Below are 12,111 nucleotides of genomic sequence, written 5' to 3' on the forward strand. Positions count from 1 at the left end.
CTTCATAACTAATCACTATCACTATGAAGAAGTATTATTCTCACTTAGCGCTTCTATGCGTTCTTTTCCTCGGTAATTTTAATCAACCATTACTTGCTCAACAATTTGATGAGTCGTTGTACAATGCATTAGAGTATCGTTTAATTGGACCCTTTAGAGGTGGCCGAAGCGCTGCTGTAACTGGAGTTCCTGGAAAACCCAACTTATATTATTTTGGTTCTACAGGAGGTGGAATTTGGGAAACAAAAAATGGAGGAAGAGACTGGAAAAACATTTCAGATGGCTTTTTTGGAGGTTCCATTGGAGCAATTGAAGTTGCTAAAAGTGATCCCAACGTAATTTACGTGGGAGGTGGAGAAAAAACCGTGCGTGGTAACGTATCATCCGGATACGGAATGTGGAAAAGTGAAGATGCAGGGAAAACTTGGACTTCAGCAGGATTAAAAGAAAGTAGACACGTCCCTAGAATTGCGGTTCATCCTACTGATTATAATACAGTTTATGCTGGCGTAATGGGTAACATCTACAAACCAACACAGGAACGTGGTGTTTACAAAAGTACTGACGGTGGAAAATCGTGGCGTAAAACATTATTTGTAAACGAAAATGCTGGAGTGGTAGATTTAATTATGGACCCTAATAATCCTAGAATACTATATGCTTCAACTTGGAATGTACGTAGAACACCTTATAGTTTAAGTAGTGGTGGAGAGGGCTCTGCTCTATGGAAAAGTACAGATAGTGGAGAAACATGGAAAGAAATTTCAACTCATAAAGGTTTTGCAAAAGGGACTTTAGGTATTATAGGTGTGACGGTATCTCCAGCTAATAGTGACCGTGTTTGGGCCATTGTAGAAAACAAAGAGGAAGGTGGGGTTTACCGTAGCGATGACGGTGGAGAAAACTGGACAAAAATTAACGATGAGCGTAAGCTTAGACAGCGTGCTTGGTACTATACACGTATTTATGCAGATACTAAGGATGAGGATGTAATGTATGTTTTAAATGTACGATATCACAAAAGTACTGATGGAGGAAAAACATATGAAACATATAATGCTCCTCACGGCGATCACCACGATTTATGGATTGCTCCAGAAGATCCTAATAGAATGATAATAGGTGATGACGGTGGTGCTCAAGTAAGTACGGATGGTGGAGAAACGTGGAGTACTTATTACAACCAACCTACCGCTCAGTTTTATAGAGTTACAACAGATAATGCATTCCCATATAGAATTTATGCTGCGCAACAAGATAATTCTACTGTTAGAATCTCACACCGTACAGAAGGCAGAAGTATTAGTGAAGATGATTGGGAAAGTACTGCAGGTGGAGAAAGCGCACATATCGCTGTAGATCCATTAAATAATGATATCGTTTACGGAGGTAGTTATGATGGTTTTTTAACTCGTTTTAATCACGAAAAAAACACTGTTCGAAGTATTAGCGTTTGGCCAGATAACCCAATGGGTCATGGTGTTGAAGATATGAAATATAGATTCCAATGGAATTTCCCTATTTTCTTTTCGCCACACAATCCTAAAAAACTATATACCGCTTCAAACCATTTACATGCAACTACTAACGAAGGAGAAAGTTGGGAGTTATTAAGTCCAGATTTAACAAGAGATGTTGCTGAAAAACAAAAGTCATCTGGAGGTCCAATTACTCAAGATAATACTTCAGTAGAATATTACTGTACAATATTTGCTGCCGCTGAAAGCCCTGTTAAAGAAGGTGTTTTATGGACTGGAAGTGATGATGGATTAATTCAAGTATCTCAAAATGGCGGGAAAGATTGGCAAAATGTTACGCCAAAAGGAATGCCAGAATGGATGATGATAAACAGCGTAGAACCTTCCGTATTTGATGCTGGAACTTGCTACGTAGCTGGTACAAAGTATAAAACTGGAGATTTTGCTCCTTATCTTTATAAAACAACAGATTATGGTAAATCTTGGAAGAAAATAACAAATGGAATTGCTAACGAACATTTTACAAGAGTAGTTCGTGAAGACCCAAAACAAAAAGGATTATTGTATGCTGGTACAGAAACAGGAATGTATATTTCATTTAACGATGGAGGTAATTGGCAACCTTTCCAACTTAATTTACCAATAGTTCCTATCACTGATTTAGCAATTAAAGAAGGAAATTTAATAGTTGCAACACAAGGAAGAAGCCTTTGGATTATAGATGATTTAAGTGTAATTCATCAACTTTCTGAAGCAAAAAAGAATAGCACATTTCTGTTTAAACCTAAAAACACTTATCGTATGGGCGGTGGGTCTCGAAGTGGATCACTTACAGATGGAACTAACCACCCTAGTGGTGTGATGACGTATTTTAATTTGAATAATAGTGAAGATAAAGAGGTTTCCTTGAGCTATTTAAATATGCAAAATGACACAATTAAAAAGTTTAGTACTAAAGCAGATAAAGCTAAAAATATAGATAAGCTTACTGTTAATGATGGAGCAAATTACCATACTTGGGACATGCGTGGTAAAGGTGCAGAACGATTAAAAGGAATGATATTATGGTGGGCAAGTACAAATGCTCCTCAAGCAGTACCAGGGCAATATAAAGTAGTGCTGGAAGTGGAAGGACAAACACCACAAACGCAAACGTTTACTATTGCAGCAGACAAAAATGCTGAGACGGATATTGCAGGGATGCAGAAGCAGTTTGACTTTATTACAGACGTTAACGAGTCTGTAGATAAAGCCCACAAATCAATAAAAAAAATAAGAAATATTAATGGGCAATTAAATGCTTTTAAAAAGCAATATGCTGATAATGAATTAGTAAAAGAGCTTATTGATAAAGCAGATACTTTAAGTAAACAATTTTCGGAAATAGAAAAGGCTTTATACCAAACTCAAAATAAGAGCGGTCAAGATCCATTAAACTTCCCTATCAAATTAACAAATAAGCTAGCACATTTAAACAGTTTAGTAAGTATGGATGACTTTCCTCCAACTACACAGGATATTGCTGTTAAAAACGAACTTATAAGGCAAATTAATAGCGAGCTAGTTAAATTTGATACATTAGTTTCAGAAGAGATTAAAATGTTCAATGCTGCATTTAACAGCAAGCAATTGAATTATTTATTTGTTGAAGAGGAATAGATTTTTCTATTTCTTTGGAAATTGAATATAGAAAATAGTCCCTTCATCAAGTTTACTTTCAACTTTAATAGATCCTCCTAAGGACAGCACATGATTTACAGTAATAAAGAGGCCGATTCCTCTTGAATCTTGTTTGTCGTGGAAGGTAGTTTTAGGAGCGAAAAGCATTTCCCTGTGCTTGTCTAAGTCAATACCTAAGCCATTGGCAGTTATTTTTAAAACTAGATTTTCTTGATTGTTTTCTACGGAAATTTTAACAAAGGAATTCCTCTTAGGTGAATTGTATTTAATCGCGTTTGAGATAAAATTAATCAATATACTATCTAAATATGCAGGTACGGTGTTTAATGTAATATTGTTGAGTAACTCCTCTGAATTTTGATTTGGACTATTAATCTGTTTTTATTTTATAGGTTCAGGGCGGGGAAGTATAAAATGTTATGTTAGTTGCCGTAAAAATATATAATTATTTGATATATAGATACTTGAATGAAGATTCAACTTAAATTTCGTTCTGAAATCTTACTAATTACAAGGATATATTTTAAAGTATCTTTGCTATTATTAAAAAAAAATTATTGCGAGAAAGACAATTTAAATGGAATACAACTATATAAAATCGTTACATCTAATTTTTGTAATTACTTGGTTTGCGGGTCTGTTTTACATTGTACGCTTATTTGTTTACCAAATAGAGGCACAGACTAAGGAAAATCCTGCACGTACTATTTTAAGTGATCAATATAAAATTATGACAAAAAGGTTATGGTATATTATTACTTGGCCTTCAATGATATTGGCACTTGGATTTGCAATATGGTTATTAGCATTGCGTCCTTTTTGGGTTGCAGATGCTTGGATGCAGGTTAAGCTAGCATTTGTAGTAGCACTTATTTTCTATCACATTAAATGTCACTTAATTTTTAAAGCTCATTATAATAATACCTATAAATACTCGTCAAACTGGATGCGAATGTTTAATGAGGGAGCTACTCTTATTTTGTTTTCGGTCGTATTTTTAGTGATTCTGAAAAATGCTGTTAACTGGATATATGGAACAGTAGGAATCGTAGTTTTTTCCGTGATTTTAATGTTGGGAGTTAAAATGTATAAGAGAATTAGAGAAAAAAAATAACGTTTTAAACGTTTCTATTTGTTGCGTTTATTATTTAGTACCCTTATTATTTTTAACCTACTTTACTGATTCTAGCTCATAGACCTATTACATTGCCCATTCTATTAAAAAAAACTTGGTTTAATTATTGCTATCTTTTCAGTCTTTAATATTTCCGAAGAAAATCTATAACAAATTTGAAATTCTACACGCAGTCTTTACGTAATCGTATATTTTTATCAATGCTAGCACTAGTTGTTTTAGCTTCGATATTGATTGCTGTTGTTACAGTATTTCAATATCGTGAAGAGGCGGTAGATTATCATCACGATAGACTAGAGCGTAAGCAGGAGAGTATTACTCGCGAAATTGAATATGTACTTGAGGAAACCACATTCCCTAGAGAAACAGAGTATATTCCGCTAATTTTTAAAGAGGAGATTTATAAAATTAAGCGAATCCATAATTTAGAGATTTACCTGTATGATTTAGAAGGTTCGTTATTAATTCGTTCGAAAGCTTCGTTTGTAAAAGATTCAACTAAAACGTGTTTGCCAGCCCACGTAATGAATGCATTAAATTTATCTGCAAACAAGAGTTATATTGAAGAATTTGGTGAAAGAGAACAAAACTACCAATCTGCATACTCATACATTGTTGACGAATCATTTAAACCTTTAGCAATTTTAAACTTACCTTATATTGAGGATGATGGTTTTATTAAAAAGGAATTAAAGGAGAGCTTAACCCGCTTGGCGATAGCATATCTTTTTATGTTAGGAATTGCAATTGCACTTGCTTATTTTCTTTCAAAATACATTACAAAGTCACTAAATACCATTAGTCAAAAAATTATTGACACTCGTTTAGATAAACGAAATAAGCGTATAAATGTGGAACGCACTACAGAGGAAATAGGAAATCTTGTAAAAGCTTATAACGGAATGATTGATGAGCTTGAAGTGAGTGCTGCACAACTTGCAGCTAACGAACGGGAAGCTGCGTGGCGCGAGATGGCAAAACAAGTTGCTCACGAAATTAAAAACCCGTTGACACCTATGCGATTAACAGTGCAAAGTTTTCAACGTAAGTTTGATCCAAACGATCCGCAAATACACGAGAAAATTAATGAATACAGTAATACGTTAATTCAGCAAATAGATATTATGAGCTCTATTGCATCTGCCTTTTCTAATTATGCGCAAATGCCAGCTCAAAAAGATGAAACCTTAAATGTGGCGAAAATAATTAAGCTAGCACTCGATATTTTTAATGAGCGTTATATTTATTTTGAAGCGGAATCTGAAGACATAATTGCGACGTTTGACAGAACTCAACTTATTAGAGTTATTACAAACCTTGTAAAGAATAGTACACAGGCTATTGATCAAAATAATCCTGATGAACCTAGAATATTAGTGAAGCTTTTTACGGAAGCCGAAATGGTAAATATTCAAGTTTGTGATAATGGAGTAGGGATAGGTGAAGAAAACAGAGATAAGGTTTTTGAACCTAAATTTACTACAAAGAATAGTGGAATGGGTCTAGGTTTAGCGATGGTTAAATCTATAGTTGAAACTTATAATGGTTCCATTTCATTTACATCAATTCCGGAAGAAGAAACTATTTTTACTGTCAAATTTCCGAAGCATTCGTAACGAAATCTGTAATTTTACAATCTGTAAATTAATTCAATAATTAACATTATCACTTTTCTGTTTAAACGATGTAGCTTTTGCAAAATCAGTAAACAGATTAGCGTTTTTTAATCCTACTATAATGAGCTATAATAACATCCTTACAAGTTTTTCTAACGGTATTACTACTATTACAATAAACCGTCCTTCTAAGTTAAACGCTTTAAATTCTGAAACAATTCAGGAATTACACGAAGCTTTTAAAGAGGCAGATGAAAACCACGACACTAAAATAATTATCATCACAGGAAGTGGAGAAAAGGCTTTTGTTGCAGGTGCAGATATTAGTGAATTTGCAAATTTCTCAGTAGAAGAAGGTGGTAGATTAGCAGCAGAAGGACAAGCAAAACTTTTTGATTTTGTAGCAAACTTAAGTACTCCAGTTATTGCTGCTGTAAATGGTTTTGCACTTGGTGGCGGACTTGAACTTGCTATGGCGGCACATTTTAGAGTCGCGAGCGATAATGCTAAATTAGGATTACCAGAAGTGTCATTAGGTGTTATTCCAGGATATGGAGGTACGCAGCGTTTACCACAACTAGTAGGGAAAGGGCGTGCAATGGAGATGATAATGACTGCTGGAATGATTGATGCAAGCCAAGCTTTACAAAGTGGTTTAGTAAATCACGTAGCAACGCAAGAAGAGCTAATTCCTTTAGCCGAAAAAATAGCTTCTAAAATTATGCGTAATTCTCCAGTTGCTATTAGTGCTGCCATTTCAGCAATTAATGCAGGTTTTGAAGATGGAGTAAATGGTTTTGAAAGTGAAATTTCACAATTTGGAAATTGCTTTGGAACAGAAGACTTCACAGAGGGAACTCAAGCATTTTTAAATAAACGTAAGCCAGTATTTCCGGGAAAATAAGTAGCTTTACGTATGCTCAAAAATTATACGTTTCCGAAAGAGAGAGTTTTTACGTTTACTGATGCCGTATTTTCGATTGCTATAACGCTTTTAGTGTTAGATATTGAAATGCCATCTTATAATGAATATGCTGAAACAGGTTTTAGTACTTCATTACAATATCTTGTACCAGATTTTATTGGCTTTTTTGTAAGCTTTATGGTGATAGCATTGTACTGGAAGTTTTATCTGCTTATTTCTCGGTATATAAAAGAGTTTGATGAAAAACTACTTAGCTATAATACTATGTTATTGTTGTTTGTGGTGTTGCTACCTTTCTCTACGGGGTTTTTTGTGGATAATTTTGATTCATCTGGACCTTTTACCTTTTACTGTGCGAACCTCGTTTTTATAGGCTTATTTCTATATTTAATTACACGTATTGTTTTAAAGAGAGCGAAGATTCAATTAGACCCTATAGACGCTCAATGGCTAAGTTTTAGAGCTCTTTGGGCAGTATTGTTTTGGTTATTATTAATGATTCTTTCAATTTTATGGGATAGTATTTGGGTTAAATTTTTTATACCAGTTATATTTTTAGTTCAATTTGTAGCGAAAATATATTACAACAATAAATTCAAAAAAGCTTCCTAGCATATAGGATGTTTTGGAAAGAACATTTCAGAATAATATATATTAGTTGTTTTTAAAACAATAGATTAAGCTTCCATTTTTATTAATTGTTATCTTTGGTTTTCTACTATAGAACACAAAAAAATCAAGGCGCTTTTATGAAACACTTTTTTAAATTCTTCCTGATTTTTAACCTTACCATTGTTTCAAATGCTTTTGGTCAAAAGGATACTTTAGCAGGTAAAAACTATATCCAACTTACAGAAATTCTACAAAAATACGTATCGAAAGATAGCACGATAGCACTTTCTATTTCAAGGTACTACATCAATAAAGCACAAAACGAAAAAGAACTCCTTCGTGAAGCCGAAGGCATACACGCTCTTTCTTTAGTTTATTTACAGCACCAAGACGCTGTAAACAGTGCGAAGGAAATGGATAAGCTTTTGGCATTTGTAAAAACACACGAGTTAGAACCTATTAAAACTAGGGCTTATCAATTAGCAGGATCGTCGTATTTGTTAGCGGGTAACGTACAAAAAGCCATGGATGCAAACAAGGTACTTGTAGCGATTGCTGAAAAGTCTGGTGACGAAGAGTTGAAAAAACAAGCAATGATGTCCATTGATTTTATTGAATCAATAGGAGGAGATAGTGATGCCTTTGTTTCAAAATATAAAAAGCAACTAAACGAATTACTTCGCAACCCACAAGAAGGAGAGCAATTAGACGCGTGGGAGAAAAAGGTTATGATTACTGAATTGATGATTGGAGATTCATATTTCAAAATGAAAAATGGAGACTCAAGCGCATATTACACAAGAAAAGCATTACAGAAATCACTAGAAAAGCAAGATACGTGCATGACAAAGGCACTTTATATTATGCTTGGCGGAGCCGAAATATTAACGGGAGATTATACAAATGCTAAAAAAAGTCTAGACTATGCTAGCAAATATTGTCTACCAATAACAAAATTTGACAGCCTATTAATTAGAGGTAGTTATGCGAAATTAGCTTACAAACAAGGTGACTATAACAATGCCATTAAACACATGGAAGGTGCTCTAGAAACCTATGAGGTTAGTGAAACAGCTGAGTCATTTATGGACGATTATTATATGGTTTTAGCAGACTCGTACAAGGAATTGGGAGATTACAAAAAAGCTAACTTTTATTTTCAAAAGCATGTAACTACTACTGAGCAATTTGGCCAAGTACAAGATTCTATTCAACGTAATAGTAGAGCACTAGAATTTGAAAGTTTCCAAAATGAACTAGCACAGCTACAAGAAGAAAAAGAAACCCGAACTAACTACTTAATTTTTGTGCTTTTAGGAGCATCAATTGTAATTATAGTATTGTTGTTTTATTTGCTGAAATTTTACAAAACCAAAAAAGCTAATGAAGTTAAGTTTGAAGCCCTGTTAGCTAAAATAAATGCCGCTACTACTCCAGCTGAAATAATTGATACTAAGGATGAGGTGCTCGAGGAAAAAGCTTCTAGTGATGTTTCTGCTGAGGTAACAAAGCAAATACTTGACGGACTTAAAAAACTTGAGGAGAAAGAATATTTCTTAAAGCAAGAATGTAACTCATACAATGTAGCGAAGAAAATAAATACAAATACCTCGTATTTATCTAAGGTAATAAACTCACATTACGGTAAAAACTTCAATACATATATTAATGATCTGCGTATTAATTATGCAATTGTTAGATTGAAAAATGATGTGTTCTTTAGGTCATTTTCCATCCAAGCAATTGCGGAAGAAGTAGGTTATAAAAGTGCAGATAGCTTTACTAGATACTTTAAAAAAGATACGGGACTAAACCCATCTTTCTATATTAAGAATATTAAAAACATTACTTAATTAATTTGCTTTTGAATAACATATACGTTGATATTTTAAATACTTTTTTAATTCTTTAAACCCATTTTATCTACAAAAAAATTGGATTTAAACCCAAATTTATAAATTTAGGGAAGACCTATTTTTAGTTTTTAAAATTTCCGAATAAAATCGCTTAGCTCAATAGAATAAGTGTCTAGCAAGATTTAAAGTCTGCCCTATTTTTCTAAAAATGGGCAGGCTTTCTTTTTATATAGTGTTTTTAAGCCAGAAGTTTGTTCCATCGAAACAAATCAATTGTTCCACCTCGAAACTAATCGGGAAACTTAAAAACCACATATATGAAAACTCAAAAAAACAATACAAACAACAGTATTAAAATCGTTATTGGAGGTCTTGCTTTAGTATTAGCCATTCCATTTTGTATGGGGATGTATTCAGGATATCAATCGCATTCAGGAACTACAGGAGCGGTTGCTAAAACTTTAAAGAAAAACTGTGATTGTGAGTCTATTCAAATTGATCACGTAGCATATGGATTACAGTTTAATCGCAAAGAAGGAGTGACTGGAGACCAAGTAACATTCACTTTAGATAACTGTAATCATAGTACTACGGTAGAAAAAGAAGCAGAACGATTAAATCAATTATTACAAAATGAAATTGAAGGTTATGAGAAACTAGATGTTGTAGAATTAAACTTCACTAATGGTGATGCTAATGAAACAGCTGTAATTAGAAATGGAAAACTTCAATTATAGTAATTATGAATGTTACCAATAGAAAAATTATAAATCTCGCCATTGCAGCTATTGTATTCCTGTTTGTTGGAAGTGAATTAATTATAGCGAACAAAACTGACGGCACTTATGAGATTAACCAAATACGACCTTGGTTTACATTGCTAATAGCTTGTTTGTTTTACGTGTTTGCAAAACAAATATCTGAAAGATCAAAAAAATAGAATTATGAAAAAAACTGAAAATAAACCCATACAATGGATAGTAGGATTTTCATTAATAAGCATTACCTATTTATCACTTTACATTCACTTAAATCATCATTAATTATGAAAACAGCAAATACAAATAATAAGATTCAGTTAATAAAATTTGGAATCGGAATCGTAGTAGGAATAACAATTTACTTATTAATAAAAGCAATTTTTTAAATAGCATATTATGAACACAATTATAGAATTCACAATCAACATTGCACTATTTTTTTTAAACTAACATATTAAATATAACATTATGAAAAATCTAAGAAACACACTTGCACTAGTACTTTTATTGGTAACAGTTTTTAACGTAAAAGCACAACAGAATGACAACAGTCTACTATGGAAAGTAGAAGGTAAAGGAATCAAAACTTCGTATGTATTTGGAACATTTCATATGATTCCTAAAGAGAGTTTCATTTTAAAAGATAAAGTAAAAAACGCATTAGCTATCAGTGAATTAATGGTACTTGAACTAGATATGGACGACCCATCCATGCAATCTGAAATGATGAAGCATTCGGCTATGCCAGAAGGAACAACATTGGTAGAATATATGGATAAAGATGAGTACGTACTTATTGACACCTATTTAAAAGGAAAATTAGGGGCTGGGTTAGATCAATTTAAAACTTTTAAGCCGCTTATGGTGAGTTCTATGGTAATGATGGGTTATATGGGGAAAGACCTTGCTAGTTATGAAGCTTCATTAATAGCTTTAGCTACAGCACAACAAAAAGAGATTAAAGGGTTAGAAACTATTGAGTATCAAATGGGCGTTTTTGACAAGCAACCTTATGACATTCAATTAGACGAAGTAGTTAAGCTTTTAGAAGAAAAAGATGCTATGGGAAATATGTTTAATGAGATGATTGAGCACTACACCACAGAGGATATTGATGGGTTATACAATTACATGGATGGATACTTCACAAATGAAGGGCAAATGGATGACATGTTACATACTCGTAATGCGAACTGGATACCTCAAATAGGAAGCTACTCTAAAGATCAATCAGTTTTTTACGGTGTAGGAGCAGGGCATTTAGGAGGTGAAAAAGGAGTCATTAATTTATTGAGAGAAGCAGGATATAAGGTTAGCCCTGTCCTAGATTAATTTATTAAAATTAACACTCACCTTTCCATTCACTATAAAACTGCTCAAGAAATTGCTCCATAAATTGGTGGCGTTCTTGGGCAATTTTTTTGCCAGTTTTAGTATTCATTTTGTCTTTTAAAAGTAATAATTTTTCGTAAAAGTGATTGAGTGTAGGAGCAGTCGATTTTTTGTATTGTTCTGGAGTCATGTTTAATTGAGGTTTAATATTTGGGTCGTAAATTTTTCTGTTTTTAAAACCGCCATAATTAAACGTTCTTGTAATACCAATTGCTCCTAGAGCATCTAGTCGATCTGCATCTTGTACAACTTCTAATTCTTTAGAGTGAAATGTTTTAATTGCATTCCCTCCTTTAAATGAAACGTTCGCAATAATTTGAATAACGTGATCAATAATTTCTTCTGAAATGTGCTGGGTGTTTAAAAACCGGGCTGCCTTTTTGGGTCCCACGCTATCATCGCCTCCGTGAAATTTAGAATCTGCAATATCGTGAAGCAATGCTCCAAGAGCAACAACGGTTATGTCAACATCTTCTTCTTTAGAAATAAGTAAGGCATTTTTATACACCCGATCAATATGAAACCAATCGTGTCCTCCCTCAGCATCAGCGAGTTCCTGTTGTACAAATCGTTTTGTATTTTCAATAATCTTTAATATTTCAGAAGAGAAAATTGTCATATTTGAGAAATTAAATCGTTTATAGTATGTAAAAGTA

10 protein-coding genes are annotated in these 12,111 nt (G+C 33.4%); 8 read left to right on the forward strand and 2 right to left on the reverse strand.

The window, feature by feature from the left end; translation table 11 throughout:
• Positions 1 to 23: 23 nt before the first annotated feature.
• The gene (locus tag GBH57_RS04325) at positions 24 to 3,137 is read left to right on the forward strand and encodes a VPS10 domain-containing protein (protein WP_151672817.1); all 3,114 of its coding nucleotides are present in this window, start codon (positions 24 to 26) and stop codon (positions 3,135 to 3,137) included.
• A 6-nt stretch (positions 3,138 to 3,143) separates the two neighbouring features.
• Here the strand turns inward: GBH57_RS04325 and GBH57_RS04330 are convergent, their stop codons facing one another.
• Positions 3,144 to 3,533 carry an ATP-binding protein gene (locus GBH57_RS04330; RefSeq protein ID WP_151672818.1) on the reverse strand — a complete coding sequence of 130 codons (390 nt, stop codon included), beginning with the start codon at positions 3,531 to 3,533 and terminating at the stop codon, positions 3,144 to 3,146.
• Positions 3,534 to 3,735: 202 nt separating this feature from the next.
• Here GBH57_RS04330 and GBH57_RS04335 point away from each other — a divergent pair, with 202 nt between their 5' ends.
• From GBH57_RS04335 to GBH57_RS04365, 7 genes are all read left to right on the forward strand, one after another.
• The gene (locus GBH57_RS04335) at positions 3,736 to 4,272 is read left to right on the forward strand and encodes a CopD family protein (RefSeq protein ID WP_151672819.1); all 537 of its coding nucleotides are present in this window, start codon (positions 3,736 to 3,738) and stop codon (positions 4,270 to 4,272) included.
• Positions 4,273 to 4,493: 221 nt separating this feature from the next.
• Positions 4,494 to 5,909 (forward strand): sensor histidine kinase, encoded by a 1,416-nt coding sequence (locus GBH57_RS04340; RefSeq protein ID WP_151672820.1) that lies wholly within the window; start codon positions 4,494 to 4,496, stop codon positions 5,907 to 5,909.
• 121 nt (positions 5,910 to 6,030) lie between these two features.
• Positions 6,031 to 6,813 (forward strand): enoyl-CoA hydratase/isomerase family protein, encoded by a 783-nt coding sequence (locus tag GBH57_RS04345; RefSeq protein WP_151672821.1) that lies wholly within the window; start codon positions 6,031 to 6,033, stop codon positions 6,811 to 6,813.
• Positions 6,814 to 6,825: 12 nt separating this feature from the next.
• A complete protein-coding gene (locus GBH57_RS04350) occupies positions 6,826 to 7,446 on the forward strand; it encodes a TMEM175 family protein (RefSeq protein WP_151672822.1) in 621 nt (206 codons plus the stop codon).
• 137 nt (positions 7,447 to 7,583) lie between these two features.
• Positions 7,584 to 9,299 carry an AraC family transcriptional regulator gene (locus tag GBH57_RS04355; RefSeq protein WP_151672823.1) on the forward strand — a complete coding sequence of 572 codons (1,716 nt, stop codon included), beginning with the start codon at positions 7,584 to 7,586 and terminating at the stop codon, positions 9,297 to 9,299.
• Positions 9,300 to 9,619: 320 nt separating this feature from the next.
• The gene (locus tag GBH57_RS04360) at positions 9,620 to 10,039 is read left to right on the forward strand and encodes a hypothetical protein (protein WP_151672824.1); all 420 of its coding nucleotides are present in this window, start codon (positions 9,620 to 9,622) and stop codon (positions 10,037 to 10,039) included.
• A gap of 492 nt (positions 10,040 to 10,531) precedes the next feature.
• Positions 10,532 to 11,395 (forward strand): TraB/GumN family protein, encoded by an 864-nt coding sequence (locus tag GBH57_RS04365; protein ID WP_151672825.1) that lies wholly within the window; start codon positions 10,532 to 10,534, stop codon positions 11,393 to 11,395.
• A gap of 10 nt (positions 11,396 to 11,405) precedes the next feature.
• Here GBH57_RS04365 and GBH57_RS04370 read toward each other — a convergent pair whose 3' ends face one another.
• Positions 11,406 to 12,074, reverse strand: coding sequence for an HD domain-containing protein (locus GBH57_RS04370; protein ID WP_151672826.1), 669 nt, complete (start codon positions 12,072 to 12,074; stop codon positions 11,406 to 11,408).
• Positions 12,075 to 12,111: the final 37 nt, after the last annotated feature.

It is taken from the genome of Patiriisocius marinus, assembly GCF_008974325.1.
Taxonomy (GTDB): Bacteria; Bacteroidota; Bacteroidia; order Flavobacteriales; family Flavobacteriaceae; genus Patiriisocius; species Patiriisocius marinus.